Here is a 16905-nt window from a genome sequence, read left to right on the forward strand (position 1 = left end):
GGAGAACCAGCCGCATGAACACCCAGACCCGCGAGTCAACGTCCATGAGTGATGCCCAAGCCAAGGCCGGCACCCTCATCGAAGCCCTGCCGTGGATCCAGCGCTTCGCCGGAACCACCATGGTGATCAAGTACGGCGGCAACGCCATGGTCAACGACGAGCTGCGCCGCGCCTTCGCCGAGGACGTCGTGTTCCTCCACCACGTGGGCATCCACCCGGTGGTGGTGCACGGCGGCGGACCGCAGATCAACTCGATGCTGGGCAGGCTCGGCATCGAGTCGGAATTCAAGGGCGGCCTGCGCGTCACCACGCCCGAGGCGATGGACGTGGTGCGCATGGTCCTCACCGGCCAGGTGGGTCGTGAACTGGTGGGCCTGATCAACTCGCACGGGCCCTACGCCGTCGGCATGTCCGGTGAAGACGGCGGCCTCTTGCGTGCCGTCCGCACCGGCACTGTGGTTGACGGCGAGCAGGTGGACCTCGGGCTCGTGGGCGAGGTGGTCGGAGTGGACCCCGCCGGCATCGTGGACATTCTCGACGCCGGCCGGATCCCCGTGATCTCCACCGTCGCCCCGGAGATCACCGACGCCGGCGACGGCGTGGCGGGCGCCGCGCGCTTCCAGCCCACCGGCCAGGTCCTGAACGTCAACGCGGACACCGCCGCGGCGGCTGTGGCCTCCGCACTGGGCGCCTCGAAGCTGGTCATCCTGACCGACGTCGAAGGCCTCTACGCCAACTGGCCGGACAGGTCCTCGCTCATTTCGTCCCTGACGGCCTCCGAGCTGCGGGACATGCTGCCCAGGCTCGAATCAGGCATGATTCCCAAGATGGCCGCCTGCCTCAAGGCCATCGATGAGGGAGTTGAGCGTGCGCACATCGTGGACGGCCGGCTGCCCCACTCAATGCTTCTGGAAACTTTCACCACCGCCGGAATTGGCACCCAAGTCGTACCCGATGAGGAAGTGAACGCATAGTGAGCAGCACTGAACTGAGCCATTCCGCTGAAGGCCGCAGCAGCAATGGCGGACCGGGCGGGGCCCCCGTCGCTGCGGAGCCCGCCGTAACCACAATTGTCCCCAGCAGCAGCGGTTCGGAGTGGCTGGCACGCTACTCGTCGTCGCTGATGGGTGTCTTCGGCACGCCCCAGCGGGTGCTGGTCCGCGGCGCGGGCTGCCTCGTCTGGGACGCCGACGGCAAGGAGTACCTGGACCTCCTGGGCGGCATCGCCGTCAACGCGCTGGGCCACGCCCACCCGTTCGTGACCTCGGTGATCTCCAGCCAGTTGGCCACCCTGGGGCACGTCTCCAACTTCTTCACCAGCCCCACGCAGATCGCCCTGGCGGAAAAGCTGCTGGAACTCACGGCAGCCCCGGCCGGTTCCAAGGTGTTCTTCACCAACTCCGGCACCGAGGCCAACGAGGCCGCCTTTAAGCTGGCCCGCCGGAACTCCGGGTCTCCCGCCGGGGGCGCCGAAGGCGGCAAGCCCCGCACCCGGATCATCGCGCTCGAAGGCGCATTCCACGGCCGGACCATGGGCGCACTCGCGCTCACGGCCAAGGAAGCCTACCGCACGCCCTTCGAGCCGGTGCCGGGCGGCGTCGAGCACATTCCGTTCGGCGACATCGAGGCCCTGCGTAACGCGGTGGACGACACCGTGGCTGCGGTCTTCCTGGAGCCGATCCAGGGCGAGGCAGGCGTCCGGCCCCTTCCGGCCGGTTACCTGAAGGCAGCCCGCGAGTTCACCGCCGAAGCCGGCGCCCTGCTGATCCTCGATGAGGTGCAGACCGGCATCGCACGCACGGGCAAGTGGTTGGCCAGCGAGGACGCCGGGATCGTGCCCGACGCCATCACCCTGGCCAAGGGCCTTGGCGGCGGTTTCCCGATCGGCGCGCTCGTCACGTTCGGTGAGAAGACGTCGTCGCTGCTCTCCGCAGGGCAGCATGGCACCACCTTCGGCGGGAACCCGGTGGCCACCGCAGCGGCCCTGGCCACGCTGCACGCCATCGAAAGCCAGCACGTGATGGACAACGTCCGCGTGGTGGGTGAGCATGTGCGCCAGGCCCTGGCCGCCGTCGACGGCGTGACAGAGGTGCGTGGCGAGGGATTGCTGATCGGCTTCGACCTTGATGCCGACGTCGCCCCGGCCGCCGTGACCGCTGCCCTGGATGCCGGCTTCATCGTCAACAGCCCTGGCCCCCGCACGATCCGCCTGGCCCCGCCGCTCATCCTGACCACCGAGCAGGCGGACCGTTTCCTGGCCGCCCTTCCGGCCATCCTGCAAACCGCAAAGGACGCACAGTGACTTCCACCGGCACCATCCGCCACTTCCTCAAGGACACGGACCTCAGCCCTGCCGAGCAGGCGGAAGTCCTGGAACTCGCGGGCCGCATGAAGGCGGCGCCGTACAGCGTACAGCCGTTCGCCGCCGAAGGCAGCGGCCGCAAGACCGTTGCGGTGATCTTCGACAAGACCTCCACCCGGACCCGGGTCTCCTTTGCCACCGGCGTGGCGGACATGGGCGGCAACGCCCTGATCATCAACCCCGGCGAGGCGCAGATCGGCCACAAGGAATCCGTGGAGGACACCGCCAAGGTCCTCGAGCGCATGGTTTCCACCATCGTGTGGCGGACCGGCGCGCACTCCGGCCTGGTGACCATGGCCGAGAACTCAAAGGTTCCGGTCATCAACGCCCTGTGCGACGACTACCACCCCTGCCAGCTGCTGGCCGACCTGCTGACCGTCAAGGAGCACAAGGGCGAACTCAAGGGCCTCACCATGGCCTACCTCGGCGACGCCGCCAACAACATGGCCAACTCCTACCTGCTGGCAGGCGTCACCGCCGGCATGCACGTCCGCATCGCCGGTCCTGAAGGCTACCTGCCCGCGGACGGCATCGTGTCGGCTGCCCGGGAACGTGCCGCCGAGACTGGCGGATCCGTGCTCATCACGACCGACGCGGCGGAGGCACTCAAGGGGGCCGACGTCGTCGCCACCGACACCTGGGTCTCCATGGGCCAGGAAGCCGAAAAGGAAGCACGGATGCAGCTGTTCCGTGAATACTCCGTGGACGAGGCCGCGCTGGCCCAGGCCGCCGCCGACGCCGTCGTGCTGCACTGCCTTCCCGCCTACCGCGGCTACGAAATCTCGGCCGGCGTGATTGACGGCCCGCAGTCGATCGTGTGGGACGAGGCTGAAAACCGCCTGCACGCGCAGAAGGGGCTCATGGCCTGGCTCATGCACCGGTCCGGGCTGGCGTTCGTCGACGGTCTTTCTCCGGTTGAGGGCACCGGGGAGAGCACGTTCTAGTGTCCACCAACCCGGCGGCCCCGGGCGCGAGCCCGGCCACCAAGACCGCCCGCCAGGCGCGGATCACCGCGATCCTGACCGGCGAATCGGTGCGTTCCCAGGCTGAGCTTGCGGCGCTGCTCGCGGACGACGGCGTGCAGGTCACCCAGGCCACGCTGTCGCGTGACCTCGTGGAGCTTGGTGCCGTCCGCGTCCGGGGCAAGGAAGGCGTGCTGGTGTACGCGGTTCCCGGTGAAGGCGGGGAGCGGGCGGCCAAGAGCGGGGTCAGCCAGGAAATCCTCGACGCCAGGCTGGCACGGCTGTGCGGCGAGCTGCTGGTCACGGCCGAGGCATCCGCCAACCTCGTGGTGCTCCGGACCCCGCCGGGCGCGGCGAACTTCCTCGCCCTCGCCATCGACCATTCCGTAATGCCCTCGATCCTGGGCACCATCGCCGGGGACGACACCGTGCTGCTCGTGGCCCGGGACCCGCTGGGCGGGCCGGAACTGGCTGCCCGCTTCCTGCAGCTCGCTGAGGAAGCCGGCCAGTAGCACCCGGCAGCTGCCTTTCAAGACAAACAAAAAACAGAAACAACAACTAAGGAGCATATTCCGTGACTGAGCGTATTGTTCTGGCCTACTCAGGTGGCCTGGATACTTCCGTAGCCATCGGCTGGATCGGCGAAGCCACCGGCGCCGAGGTCATCGCCGTGGCGGTCGACGTCGGACAGGGCGGCGAATCGCTGGAGACCATCCGCCAGCGCGCCCTCGGCTGCGGCGCCGTCGAGGCCTACGTGGCGGACGCGAGCGACGAGTTCGCCAACGAATACTGCGTGCCCACGCTGAAGGCCAACGCCCTCTACCAGGGCCACTACCCGCTGGTCTCGGCCATCTCCCGCCCGGTCATCGTCAAGCACCTGGTCAAGGCCGCCCGCGAATTCGGCGCCACCACCGTGGCCCACGGCTGCACCGGCAAGGGCAACGACCAGGTCCGCTTCGAAGTGGGCATCCAGACGCTCGGCCCGGACCTGAAGTGCATCGCCCCGGTCCGTGACCTCGCCCTGACCCGCGACAAGGCCATCGCCTTCGCCGAGGAAAAGGGACTGCCGATCGAGACCACCAAGAAGAACCCGTACTCGATCGACCAGAACGTCTGGGGACGCGCCGTCGAAACCGGCTACCTCGAGGACATCTGGAACGCCCCCACCAAGGACATCTACGACTACACCGCCACGCCGGAATTCCCGCCAGCACCGGACGAGGTCACCATCTCCTTCGAAGCAGGCGTTCCGGTAGCGATCGACGGCGTCAAGGTCACCCCGCTGCAGGCCATCAAGGAACTGAACCGCCGCGCCGGCGCCCAGGGCGTGGGCCGCATCGACGTCGTCGAGGACCGCCTGGTGGGCATCAAGTCCCGCGAAATCTACGAAGCCCCGGGTGCCATGGCGCTCATCACCGCGCACAAGCACCTCGAGGACGTCACCATCGAGCGCGAGCAGGCCCGCTTCAAGGCCACCGTTGGCCAGCGCTGGGCCGAACTGGTGTACGACGGCCAGTGGTTCTCCCCGCTGAAGCGTTCCCTGGACGCCTTCATCGAGGACACCCAGAAGTACGTCACCGGCGACATCCGCATGGTGCTGCACGGCGGCCAGGCGATCGTCACCGGACGCCGCTCCGAGACCTCGCTCTACGACTTCGAGCTCGCCACCTACGACACCGGCGACACGTTCGACCAGTCCATGGCGCGCGGCTTCATCGAGCTGTGGGGCATGTCCGCCAAGGTTGCCTCCGGCCGCGACATCCGCGTCGCAGGAAAGTAGCCCCCGGTGGCTGAGCAGAAATCGGAAATGGGCCCACGAGCGCAGGGGTCCCCTGCCGAGCGAAGCGAGGTTGGGGCGCGCTCGGGGACCAACGAGGGTGCACTGTGGGGCGGCCGGTTCGCCGGCGGCCCCGCCGATGCCCTGGCGGCGCTGAGTAAGTCGACGCACTTCGACTGGCGCCTGGCCCGCTACGACATCGCCGGTTCCAAGGCGCACGCCCGCGTGCTGCACAAGGCCGGGCTGCTGGATGCCGCCGAACTCGAAGGCATGCTCGCGGCCCTGGACCAGCTGGACGCGGACGTCGCCTCGGGCGCCTACGTGCCGGCGGAGTCCGACGAGGACGTACACGGTTCCCTGGAGCGCGGCCTGATTGAGCGGGCCGGGACCCAGCTGGGCGGCAAGCTCCGGGCCGGGCGTTCCCGCAACGACCAGGTGGCAACCCTGGGCCGCATGTTCCTGCGCGACCACGCCCGGGTCATCGCCCGCGGCGTGCTCGCCACCATCGACGCGCTGGTGGACCAGGCCAAGGCCCACTCCGGCGTGGCGATGCCGGGGCGCACACACCTGCAGCACGCGCAGCCCGTCCTGCTCAGCCACCATCTCCTGGCCCACGCCTGGGCGCTGCTGCGCGACGTGCAGCGGCTGCAGGACTGGGACAAGCGGGCCGGCGTTTCGCCGTACGGTTCGGGTGCCCTCGCCGGCTCGTCGCTGGGCCTTGACCCCGAGGCAGTTGCCGCGGACCTTGGCTTCTTCTCCGCCGTCCACAACTCGATCGACGGCACCGCTTCCCGCGACGTCTTCGCCGAATTCGGCTGGGTAGCCGCGATGATCGGCGTCGACCTGTCCCGGATCTCGGAGGAAGTCATCTTTTGGGCCACCAAGGAGTTCTCCTTCGTCACGCTGCACGATTCCTACTCCACGGGATCGTCCATCATGCCGCAGAAGAAGAACCCGGACGTGGCCGAGCTGGCCCGAGGCAAGGCCGGCCGCCTGATCGGCAACCTCACCGGCCTGCTGGCCACGCTGAAGGGCCTGCCGCTCGCGTACAACCGCGACCTGCAGGAGGACAAGGAGCCGGTGTTCGACGCCGCCGACACGCTGGAGCTGCTGCTGCCGGCAGTTTCGGGGATGATCGCCACGCTCAAGTTCAATGCCGACCGGATGGAATCGCTGGCCCCGCAGGGCTTCGCGCTGGCCACGGACATCGCCGAGTGGCTGGTCCGCCAGGGCGTGCCCTTCCGCGAAGCGCACGAGCTCTCCGGCGCGGCCGTGAAGCAGGCCGAGAGCCGCGGCGTGGAGCTGTGGGACCTGACGGATGAGGAGTACGCGGCCATTTCGGAGCACCTCACCCCTGAGGTCCGCAGCGTCCTGAGCACGGAAGGCTCGCTCAACAGCCGGAACTCGCAGGGCGGCACGGCCCCGGCCGCCGTCGAACGCCAGCTTGCTGCGCTGGAAGGTGAGCTTAGCGGCGTCCGCGAGTACGCGGGCTAGGCCATAGCGAAGAGTGGGCCCCCGCCCGCAGGATTCCATGGCGGGGGCCCACGCCGGCGAGGGCCCCGGCCTGAGCTTGCGAAGGCAGGGAGCCGGTGGGGATGCTCCGCTACGATTGCGGCATGACCGCGATCACACCTGACACTTTGCTTGCCGAGCTCCACAAAGCGGCCGACGCCGTTTCCTCCCTGGCGGCCAAACTCGCCGATGCCGACGTCCCGGCTCCCTCGGCCCTCCCGGGTTGGACCCGCGGGCATGTCCTCGCGCACATCACCGGCATCTCCAACGCGATGGCCCGGCAGCTCGAATACGCCGCACGCGGGGAAACGGTGGAACTGTACGACGGCGGCTATGACGGCCGCACGAAGGCCATCGAAATGAACGCCGGGCATGCCCTGGAACGGCACCGCGCGGACCTGGACGCAGCGCTGGAGCGGGCGCTGCGCGCCTTCGATTCACTGGCGGCGGATGCGGATGCGGATGCCGGCAGCTGGCATGCGCCCATCTCCTACCGCGGGGGAGTCGTGCTGGACGGTGGCTTCGCGCTCTGGCGCGAGCTGGTGATCCACGCCTCCGACCTCAACACCGGCCGCGGTCCGGAAACGTGGAGCCGGCCATTCTGCGAGCACCTGTTCACCTTCCTCGCCGCGCGCGTGCCCGAGGACCAGAAGCTGGTGCTGCAGCCGCTCGGCATGCCTCCCGTGGCGATCGGGACCGGTGGCCGCTCCACGGTCATCAGCGGAATGATCACCGACATCGCCGCCTGGCTCGCAGGACGGGAACCGTCGCTTGGCAGCCTGCGCGCCTCGGCCGCCGCCGACGACGTGGACCTGCCGGAACTGCTGCCGTGGCCCGCCGGTGTTCCGGCGAAATAGCGGCCAACCCAGGGCCCGGCTGCTCAACCTGCGGCGAGTCCCTGCTTTTCCCGGGCCAACAGGCTTTCCTTGATCCGTAGGCCCCAGCGGAAGCCGCCCATGGTGCCGTCCGTGCGGACTACGCGGTGGCACGGAACGAACAGCGCCACCGCGTTGAAGGCACAGGCGCTGGCGGCGGCCCGGACCGCCTTGGCGTTGCCGGACAGCTCCGCGTATTCGGTGTAAGTCACCGGCGCCCCCGGGCTGACGGTGCGGAGCACGTCCCAGGCGTGAGCGCGGAACGGGCCTGATTTCTGCAGGACGGGCACGCTCATGGCCGGAGCGGGGTCGCCCGCATAGAAGGCGTCCACCGCGGCCGAAATCGGGCCGAGGTGCTCCACCGCTTCGTAGACATCCGGCACCAGCTCAGGATGGATCTGGCCCGTGAGGTCCTTGGGGTCCGCAGTCCAGCCCGAGGCGAGCACCACCCCGTCGCGGGCGATGATCGTGAACGGCCCGTCCGGCGTGGTCATGGTGAGCAGTTGGGCTTTCATTGCACTGTCGCTTTCATGGCACGGTCACTTTCATTGCACTGTCACTTTCATTGTCTGCGCCCCGCGGGCGGCGGGGGTTCGCGGATGCAGCCGCGGCTGCCCGCCAGAGATGCATGGTGGCGTAGGAACGCCACGGGCTGACGTCGCGGAAGTCCGGCGACGGGGCGTCCGACGACGGCGCGGCGCCACTTCCGGCAGCACCGCCGGGCAGCGCCCGGATTCCGTTGCGCACCGCGGCGTCGTTGGCGAGGAAGATATCCGGTGCGCCGATGACCCGCATGGCCACATATCCCACGGTCCACGGCCCGACGCCAGGCTGCGGCAGCAGCTTGGCGGAAAGGCCGGCCAGATCGTCCCCGTAGCCAAGCTCCAGCTTGTTTTCGGCCAGTGCCGTGGCAACGGCCAGCAGAGACTCTATCCTGCGCCGCGGGCCGCGCAGCAGCTCCGCGCCGGCCCCGGCGATCTGCGCCGGCGTCGGAAACAGCCGGGAAAGCCCGTCGCCTGCGGCCGCGCTGGGGCTGCCGGCCTCGGCCAGCTGCGTGAGCGCCGTGCGCGCGGCGGCCACCGTTATCTGCTGCCCGATCATGGCCCGGACCAGCAGTTCCTGCGGATCCAGGGCGCCCGGCAGGCGGATGCCCGGCGCTGCCGCCACGGACGCCGAAAGCCGGGGGTCGGCGCCGAGCGCCCCATCGATGGCGACGGGATCGGCGTCGAGGTCAAAAAGCCGGCGTACCCTGCTCAGCAGGGCCGGCAGGTCCCGGAGGTCCACCGCGCCGATGGTGAGAACCAGCGGCCGCCGGTGCGGCCCGCCGTCGTACTTCACTGAGTTATCCAATGCTGTGTCACCCAACGCTGTGCCGCCTTCTCCGGTGCGATCACCGGCATACTCAACGCTGAACCGCGCGTCGCCGTGCGGAAGCTGCAGTGTGCGGGCATAGGACGTTGCGGTTCCGGCCTCGATCCCGGGGATGGCACGGACGGCAAGGAAACTGAACACACCGGGGTCGAACGGCTCGCGGTAGGGGAGAGCCAGGGTGAGTGAGGTGCTCGCGCGGGCGGACCGATGGTGCCGTGCGGTGTTGCGCAGGGCGGTCGGCGTCATGTCGAACACCTCGGCAACGGTCTCGTTGAACTGGCGGACGCTGCTGAAACCCGAGGCGAAGGCGACGTCCGCAAGCTTCATCCCCGTGGACACCAGCAGCGTGCGCGCGGTCTGTGCCCTGCTGGCCCGGGCCAGGGACAGGGGACCGGCGCCGAGTTCATGGCTGAGGATCCGGTTCAGCTGGCGGGACGAATAGCCCAGCCTCGAGGCGAGCCCCTCAACGCCGTCGCGGTTGATCACGCCGTCGTTGATCAGCCGCATGGCCCGGCCGGCGATATCCGACCGGAGGTTCCAGGCCGGTGTGCCCGGCACAGCCTCCGGCAGGCAGCGCTTGCAGGCGCGGTAGCCGGCGTCGTGGGCGGCGGCGGAGGTCTCATAGAAGGTGACGTTCTCCGCTTTGGGCGTCCTCGCCGGACATGACGGCCGGCAGTAGATGCCCGTGGTCCGCACCGCCGTGTAGAACTGCCCGTCGAAGCGGGTGTCCCGCGCGTCGATGGCGCGGTAGCGCTGCCAGAAGTCCATGCCTCCATCCTGCCAGCCGGCAGAAGGCCGTGCTAGCGGAAATCGGACATGGCCGTCGAGCGGCTTTTCGGGCACCAGGACCGGACAACAGGCGCTTCGGTAAAGTCGGGGCATGAGCACCAGCGGCCCTGTGCGGCAGTTCCTGTCCGGCGATGCCCGCGAAATAGCCCCGCTGCTCCTTGGCGCTGTCCTGACCCACGAGAGTGAGGAAGGCCCCGTCGCCGTCCGGATCACTGAACTCGAGGCCTACATGGGTCCCGTCGATTCGCTGCACCCTGATCCCGGCTCCCACACGTACCGCGGCCCGACTCGCAGGAACGCTCCCATGTTCGGCCCGGCCGGCCACCTCTACGTCTACTTCACGTATGGCATGCACTACTGCGCCAACATCGTCTGCGGTCCGGCTGGCCACGCCTCGGCCGTCCTGCTGCGGGCGGGGGAAATCGTCGCGGGCCGGGAACTCGCGCTTGCCCGGCGGCCGACGTCGAAAGCCGCCAAGGATCTTGCCAGCGGACCGGCCCGGCTGGCCACAGCCCTCGGACTGACCACCGAGGACAGCGGGCGGGACGCCCTGGCCCCTCCGTTTGGCTTGGCTCTGCCGCCGGCACCCGCCGCCCACGTCAGCACCGGGCCGCGGGTCGGCGTCGCCGGGCATGGCGGCACGCACGACTATCCGTGGCGGTTTTGGCTCACCGGCGACCCCACCGTGTCCCGTTACAAGGCTGCGAAGGCGCGCCCGCCGCGGGCGTAGGCTGGACGGGTGAACCACAGCGAACAAGCCCCTGCCCGCAGGCCCGTCCCCGTGGACGAACTCGTTACCAGCCTCTGTGCGACCGTTCCGGACTACCCCGAACCCGGAATCACCTTCAAAGACCTCACCCCCGTCTTCGCCGACGGCACCGCGTTCCGGGCAGTCGTTGACGCGCTCGTGGAACCGTTCAAGGGGCAGTTCGACGCCGTGGCAGGCGTCGAGGCGCGGGGGTTCCTGCTCGCCGCCGCCGCGGCCTACGCCACGGGCACCGGTGTGGTGACAGTGCGGAAGGCCGGGAAGCTGCCGCGCGAGGTTTACTCAGAGGACTATGCCCTGGAATACGGCAACGCCACCCTGGAACTTCACACCACGGACCTGGCCCGCGGCAGCCGGGTGCTGATCCTCGACGACGTCCTCGCCACCGGCGGCACCCTCGGGGCAGCCGCCCGCCTGTTTGAACGCTGCGGCGTCCACGTCTCAGGCGTGGGCGTGGTGATGGAACTCGGCGAGCTGCGCGGCCGCTCCGCGCTTGCCGGGCACCGCGTGCGGTCGCTGCTGCGCCTCTGACGCTGCGGTCCGCGGGCCTGGCGGGGCCCTGGCATACCGGGCTCTGACCAGCGGCCCTGTCGGTGAGCGGCGAAGCCGCGCCGTCAGATAACCTGCTGTAAGCAGCTCAACAGCCGCCACGTCAGCCGAAAAGGTTATAGAATGGACGGTCTGTCTTTTGCGATAGGGGAACGATGCTCGACGCCGATTTGGCCCACGAACGGGACTACGTAGCCGGTCTGTACACACGGCTTGATGAACTGCGCGAGGAAAAGCGCGCCCAGCTGGCCCAGGTGCGCCGCGCGGGAGCCGTCGGCACCATGCAGAACGTTTCCGAACGCGACGCCTTTGCGGCCCTGTACGAGGACCGCCTCGCCCAGCTCGACGCCGTCGACGACCGCCTGGTGTTCGGGCGGCTGGACCTGGACTCCGGCGAGGCGCAGTACATCGGCCGCATCGGGCTCACCACCGAGGACCTCGTCCGGCTCATGGTCGACTGGCGTGCGCCGGAGGCCGGCCACTTCTACCAGGCCACCGCGTTTGACCGGCAGGGCGTGCGCCGGCGCCGGCACCTGATCCTGCAGGGCCGCGAGGTCAAGGCCATCGAGGACGACGTCCTGGATGCCGACATGCTTTCCGACGCCGACTCGCTCCAGGGCGAGGGCGCCCTGCTGGCCGCCCTGAACTCCAAGCGCACGGGCCGGATGTCGGACATCGTGGGCACCATCCAGTCCGAGCAGGACCGCATCATCCGGTCCTCCATCTCCGGCGCCCTCGTGGTCCAGGGTGGGCCGGGTACCGGCAAGACCGCCGTCGCCCTGCACCGTGCCGCCTATCTGCTGTACACCCACCGCGACCGGCTCAAGTCCGCCGGCGTGCTGCTGGTGGGCCCGTCGTCGTCGTTCATGAAATACATCGAACGTGTCCTGCCGTCGCTGGGTGAGACCGGCGTGGTCATGGCCAGCCTCGGCAGGCTCATGCCTGGCATCCATGCGGTGCCGGAACAGGAGGCGGACGTTGCCGCCATCAAGGGCCGGCTGGAGATGGCCGAGGTCATTGCCAATGCCGTGGCCAACCGGCAGCGCATTCCGGCCGAAAACCGGATCCTGGAAGTCGACGGCCGCAAGCTGACCCTCACACCCCGACAGGTCCGGCGCGCACGTGAACGCGCACGCTCCACCGGCAAGCCGCACAATGAGGCCCGCGTTACGTTCGTCAAGATCCTGCTCCGCGAGCTGACCGAGCAGATGACCGAACTCGTCGAGGCCGGCAACATCGGCAACAACGCCGACCGCTCGTACCTCGCCGAAGACGTCCGGACGTCCCGCGACGTGCGTATCGCGCTGAACCTGTGCTGGATGCCGATGACGCCCGAGAAGCTGGTGAACGAACTCCTCAGCAAGCCCGCCCTCCTCGAAGCCTGCACCCCCGGGTTCACCACCAGGGAACGCGAGCTCCTGCTGCGGGCTCCCAACGCCCCCTGGACCGAGGCCGACGTGCCCCTGCTCGACGAAGCCGCGGAACTCCTCGGTGAACTGGATCCGGCGGCAGGCCGCGGCCTCGCCCAGCAGGAGCAGGACCGGACCCGCGCCCTGGCCAACGCCCGGCAGACCCTGGTCAACATGGAATCGGCCGGCGTCGATGTCCTGATGTCTGCCGAGGAACTCGTTGAACAGAACGAGGAACGCGAGGCCCGCCTGACGGCAGCCGAGCGCGCCACCAGCGACCGTACATGGGCGTTCGGCCACATCGTCGTCGACGAGGCGCAGGAACTCTCGCCCATGCAGTGGCGGCTCCTGGTCCGCCGCTGCCCGCTCAAGTCCTTCACCATCGTGGGGGATATCGCCCAGACCAGTTCCGTGGCCGGCGCGAAATCCTGGCAGGGAGCCCTCGCCCCGATGTTCGGCGACCGCTGGCAGCTGGAGGAGCTCACGGTGAACTACCGCACGCCGTCGCAAATCGCCGAAGCGGCGGCCCGGATGGCCAACGCCGCCGGCCTGGTGGTCTCCGCACCGAAGGCCGTCCGGGAAGGCCGCTGGTCGCCGATCATCGACCGCGTGGAGCAGTCGGACATTGTGAGCCGGCTGGTGGAGGTCCTCCCCGAGGAGCTCGAAGCGCTCGACGGCGGTCTGCTCGCCGTGATTGCCGACGGGGAGTTGCTCCGGGAAGCCACCGCGGCGCTGCGCGCCGAGTACGGTTCCCGGCTGGGCACGGGTGCCGGCAGCTATGAACAGGACGTGGTGGTCATCAGCCCGCGGGAGGCCAAGGGACTTGAATTCGACGGCGTCGTGGTCCTTGAGCCGAGCGCCATGCTGAACCACGAGCACGGCAGGGTCGGCGATCTGTACGTCGCCATGACCCGGCCCACGCAGCGGCTTCGGCTGATCGCGGCCGCGGACGTTCCGGCGGGCATCGAGCGTTAAGGTTTCCGGGCAGGCCCGGCCGTTCGCGGCCCGTCCTGCCCGCTTGCCCTCCACGAGGGTCGGGGTGGCCCTGACCCTGCTAACTTAGAAGGCGTGTCACAACTAAACGACCTCGAATCCCAGCAGAACGACCCCAGCTTCGCCAACATCTGGCAGGAGCTCAAATGGCGCGGCCTTGTCCACGTATCCACCGACGAGGTGGAACTGGAAAAGCTCCTCGCCGGGGAACCGGTCACCTATTACTGCGGATTCGACCCCACGGCGCCGAGCCTCCACCTGGGAAACCTGGTCCAGCTCCTCCTCATGAGGCGGCTCCAGCTGGCCGGCCACAAACCCCTCGGTCTCGTGGGCGGCTCCACCGGGCTGATCGGCGATCCGCGTCCGACGGCGGAACGCACCCTGAATACCAAGGACACCGTTTCGGAGTGGGTCGGCTACCTGCAGGCCCAGGTCCGCCGCTTCCTCAGCTTCGACGGCGCCAACGCCGCCCGGATGGTCAACAACCTCGACTGGACCGCACCGCTGAGCGCGATCGACTTCCTTCGCGAGGTCGGCAAGCACTTCCGCGTGGGCACCATGCTCCGCAAGGACGCTGTGGCCTCACGCCTCAGCTCCGAGGAAGGCATCAGCTACACGGAATTCAGCTACCAGATCCTGCAGGGCATGGATTACCTCCAGCTCTACCGAGACTACGGCTGCATGCTGCAGACCGGCGGATCCGACCAGTGGGGTAACCTCACCAGCGGTACGGAGCTCATCCGCAAGGTGGAGGGCAAGACGGTCCACGCACTGGGCACTCCGCTCATCACCAACGCCGACGGCACCAAGTTCGGCAAGAGCGAGGGCAACGCCATTTGGCTGGATTCCGCAATGGTCAGCCCGTACACCTTTTACCAGTTCTGGCTGAACACCGCCGATGCGGATGTCGTGGACCGGCTGAAGGTGTTCACCTTCCTCACCCGGGCCGAGATTGACGAGATTGCCGTCTCTGTCGCCGAGCGTCCGTTCGCCCGCGAAGGCCAGCGGAAGCTCGCCTACGAAGTGACGGCGCTGGTCCACGGGGCCGAAGCCACCGAAAAGGTCATTGCTGCTTCCGCGGCTGTTTTCGGCAATGGCGACCTGTCGGTGCTGGACGAGCAGACGCTTGCCGCGGCAACTGCAGAACTGCCGTCCGCTTCCGTGGACGGCACCGGGCTCGGCATCATCGACTTGCTGGTTGCCTCGGGGCTCTCGGACAGCAAGTCCGCCGCACGCCGTGTCGTCGGAGAGGGCGGTGCCTACGTCAACAATGCCAAGGTCACGGATCCGGACGCGGTGATCCCACCGTCCCAGCTGCTGCACGGCAAGTACCTGCTGCTTCGCCGGGGCAAGAAGAACCTGGCCACTGTTCAGGTGTCCGGCGCCTAGCACCGGAACAGGCAAAATACACGCTCCTCCGCAGCCGATTTGCACGGCCGCGGGGGAGCGTGTAATGTCTTCTGAGTCGCCGCCGCTGAGCGGTGACAAACCCCCTTCACTAAGAAGCAATTCTTCAACTTCAAGAATGAATGAAGAAAAGCTTCCATTAGTGCTGGGTCGATTCATGCCGCGAGGTGAATATCGGGTGAATAACCCGGATTTGCAAAGTGAAAATGAATGAAATAAGCTAGAAACATCGCAGCGAAGAAAAGCGAAAAATAAATTCCAGATACTAATTCTTGAATTGTTTCGCGAGTATTCGAATGTGTCTGTTGTTTGAGAACTCAATAGTGTGCCAAGTTTGTTGATACCGATTTTTTATGAATTGGTTGATTGTGCCGGGCTGCCCACCCCCGTGGTGTGGCCTGGTGTTTTTGGCTGGTTTCAAATTTTGTGCAGCCTTCGTTCCCGTTATTTCCGGGGGTGTTGGTTGTGTCTGTTTTACTTCAACGGAGAGTTTGATCCTGGCTCAGGATGAACGCTGGCGGCGTGCTTAACACATGCAAGTCGAACGATGATCCGGTGCTTGCACCGGGGATTAGTGGCGAACGGGTGAGTAACACGTGAGTAACCTGCCCTTGACTCTGGGATAAGCCTGGGAAACTGGGTCTAATACCGGATATGACTCCTCATCGCATGGTGGGGGGTGGAAAGCTTTTGCGGTTTTGGATGGACTCGCGGCCTATCAGCTTGTTGGTGAGGTAATGGCTCACCAAGGCGACGACGGGTAGCCGGCCTGAGAGGGTGACCGGCCACACTGGGACTGAGACACGGCCCAGACTCCTACGGGAGGCAGCAGTGGGGAATATTGCACAATGGGCGAAAGCCTGATGCAGCGACGCCGCGTGAGGGATGACGGCCTTCGGGTTGTAAACCTCTTTCAGTAGGGAAGAAGCGAAAGTGACGGTACCTGCAGAAGAAGCGCCGGCTAACTACGTGCCAGCAGCCGCGGTAATACGTAGGGCGCAAGCGTTATCCGGAATTATTGGGCGTAAAGAGCTCGTAGGCGGTTTGTCGCGTCTGCCGTGAAAGTCCGGGGCTCAACTCCGGATCTGCGGTGGGTACGGGCAGACTAGAGTGATGTAGGGGAGACTGGAATTCCTGGTGTAGCGGTGAAATGCGCAGATATCAGGAGGAACACCGATGGCGAAGGCAGGTCTCTGGGCATTAACTGACGCTGAGGAGCGAAAGCATGGGGAGCGAACAGGATTAGATACCCTGGTAGTCCATGCCGTAAACGTTGGGCACTAGGTGTGGGGGACATTCCACGTTTTCCGCGCCGTAGCTAACGCATTAAGTGCCCCGCCTGGGGAGTACGGCCGCAAGGCTAAAACTCAAAGGAATTGACGGGGGCCCGCACAAGCGGCGGAGCATGCGGATTAATTCGATGCAACGCGAAGAACCTTACCAAGGCTTGACATGGACCGGACCGCCGCAGAAATGTGGTTTCTCCTTTTGGGGCCGGTTCACAGGTGGTGCATGGTTGTCGTCAGCTCGTGTCGTGAGATGTTGGGTTAAGTCCCGCAACGAGCGCAACCCTCGTTCCATGTTGCCAGCGCGTAATGGCGGGGACTCATGGGAGACTGCCGGGGTCAACTCGGAGGAAGGTGGGGACGACGTCAAATCATCATGCCCCTTATGTCTTGGGCTTCACGCATGCTACAATGGCCGGTACAAAGGGTTGCGATACTGTGAGGTGGAGCTAATCCCAAAAAGCCGGTCTCAGTTCGGATTGGGGTCTGCAACTCGACCCCATGAAGTCGGAGTCGCTAGTAATCGCAGATCAGCAACGCTGCGGTGAATACGTTCCCGGGCCTTGTACACACCGCCCGTCAAGTCACGAAAGTTGGTAACACCCGAAGCCGGTGGCCTAACCCCTTGTGGGAGGGAGCCGTCGAAGGTGGGACTGGCGATTGGGACTAAGTCGTAACAAGGTAGCCGTACCGGAAGGTGCGGCTGGATCACCTCCTTTCTAAGGAGCACCTACAGTCCTCTGTGCCCGTGTATGCGGGTGTGGTGGGGTTGTCAGGAGTAAAGGCCCGTTGCGCAGACGCAAGTTCTGCGGCGGGTGCTCATGGGTGGAATATCAACGGATAGCGG

General features: G+C 66.9%; 14 protein-coding genes and 1 rRNA gene. 13 read left to right on the forward strand and 2 right to left on the reverse strand.

The genetic code is table 11. From position 1 onward, the window contains the following. Positions 1 to 14 precede the first annotated feature (14 nt). From argB to QF036_RS09230, 7 genes are all read left to right on the forward strand, one after another. Complete coding sequence (gene argB, locus QF036_RS09200) at positions 15 to 974, forward strand: acetylglutamate kinase (RefSeq protein WP_307101156.1); 960 nt, start codon at positions 15 to 17, stop codon at positions 972 to 974. Continuing rightward, complete coding sequence (locus QF036_RS09205; RefSeq protein WP_373460124.1) at positions 974 to 2302, forward strand: acetylornithine transaminase; 1329 nt, start codon at positions 974 to 976, stop codon at positions 2300 to 2302. Before argB ends, QF036_RS09205 begins: the two co-directional genes overlap by 1 nt. Continuing rightward, on the forward strand, positions 2299 to 3306 hold the full coding sequence (argF, locus tag QF036_RS09210; RefSeq protein ID WP_307101158.1) for an ornithine carbamoyltransferase: 1008 nt from the start codon (positions 2299 to 2301) through the stop codon (positions 3304 to 3306). The genes QF036_RS09205 and argF overlap by 4 nt, the downstream gene beginning before the upstream one ends. Then, on the forward strand, positions 3306 to 3836 hold the full coding sequence (locus QF036_RS09215; RefSeq protein ID WP_307101160.1) for an arginine repressor: 531 nt from the start codon (positions 3306 to 3308) through the stop codon (positions 3834 to 3836). The genes argF and QF036_RS09215 overlap by 1 nt, the downstream gene beginning before the upstream one ends. Positions 3837 to 3898: 62 nt before the next feature. Continuing rightward, complete coding sequence (locus QF036_RS09220; protein WP_307101162.1) at positions 3899 to 5104, forward strand: argininosuccinate synthase; 1206 nt, start codon at positions 3899 to 3901, stop codon at positions 5102 to 5104. 27 nt (positions 5105 to 5131) lie between these two features. Then, entirely contained in the window at positions 5132 to 6595 is a 1464-nt protein-coding gene (gene argH / locus QF036_RS09225) for an argininosuccinate lyase (RefSeq protein WP_307105871.1), read from the forward strand. A 122-nt stretch (positions 6596 to 6717) separates the two neighbouring features. Then, complete coding sequence (locus QF036_RS09230) at positions 6718 to 7470, forward strand: maleylpyruvate isomerase family mycothiol-dependent enzyme (RefSeq protein WP_307101164.1); 753 nt, start codon at positions 6718 to 6720, stop codon at positions 7468 to 7470. Positions 7471 to 7493: 23 nt separating this feature from the next. Here the strand turns inward: QF036_RS09230 and QF036_RS09235 are convergent, their stop codons facing one another. Continuing rightward, positions 7494 to 8003: a methylated-DNA--[protein]-cysteine S-methyltransferase gene (locus tag QF036_RS09235; protein ID WP_307101166.1), complete on the reverse strand. Its 510-nt coding sequence runs from the start codon at positions 8001 to 8003 to the stop codon at positions 7494 to 7496. A 13-nt stretch (positions 8004 to 8016) separates the two neighbouring features. Then, positions 8017 to 9627: a DNA-3-methyladenine glycosylase 2 family protein gene (locus tag QF036_RS09240; RefSeq protein WP_307101168.1), complete on the reverse strand. Its 1611-nt coding sequence runs from the start codon at positions 9625 to 9627 to the stop codon at positions 8017 to 8019. A 112-nt stretch (positions 9628 to 9739) separates the two neighbouring features. On the opposite strand from QF036_RS09240, the gene QF036_RS09245 reads away from it, so the two are divergent. The 6 genes from QF036_RS09245 (at position 9740) to QF036_RS09270 (ending at position 16777) form a co-directional block, all read left to right on the forward strand. Continuing rightward, positions 9740 to 10378, forward strand: a complete 639-nt coding sequence (locus QF036_RS09245) for a DNA-3-methyladenine glycosylase (RefSeq protein WP_307101171.1) — start codon at positions 9740 to 9742, stop codon at positions 10376 to 10378. Positions 10379 to 10387: 9 nt separating this feature from the next. Beyond that, positions 10388 to 10945, forward strand: a complete 558-nt coding sequence (locus QF036_RS09250) for an adenine phosphoribosyltransferase (RefSeq protein WP_307101173.1) — start codon at positions 10388 to 10390, stop codon at positions 10943 to 10945. A 173-nt stretch (positions 10946 to 11118) separates the two neighbouring features. Continuing rightward, positions 11119 to 13347: a HelD family protein gene (locus QF036_RS09255; RefSeq protein ID WP_307101175.1), complete on the forward strand. Its 2229-nt coding sequence runs from the start codon at positions 11119 to 11121 to the stop codon at positions 13345 to 13347. 93 nt (positions 13348 to 13440) lie between these two features. After that, positions 13441 to 14754 (forward strand): tyrosine--tRNA ligase, encoded by a 1314-nt coding sequence (gene tyrS / locus QF036_RS09260; RefSeq protein WP_307101177.1) that lies wholly within the window; start codon positions 13441 to 13443, stop codon positions 14752 to 14754. A 64-nt stretch (positions 14755 to 14818) separates the two neighbouring features. Then, complete coding sequence (locus tag QF036_RS09265) at positions 14819 to 14986, forward strand: hypothetical protein (RefSeq protein ID WP_307101179.1); 168 nt, start codon at positions 14819 to 14821, stop codon at positions 14984 to 14986. A 265-nt stretch (positions 14987 to 15251) separates the two neighbouring features. Beyond that, positions 15252 to 16777 (forward strand): 16S ribosomal RNA (locus QF036_RS09270). The last annotated feature ends 128 nt before the right edge of the window (positions 16778 to 16905 follow it).

It is taken from the genome of Arthrobacter globiformis, assembly GCF_030817195.1.
Lineage (GTDB): Bacteria > Actinomycetota > Actinomycetes > Actinomycetales > Micrococcaceae > Arthrobacter > Arthrobacter globiformis_D.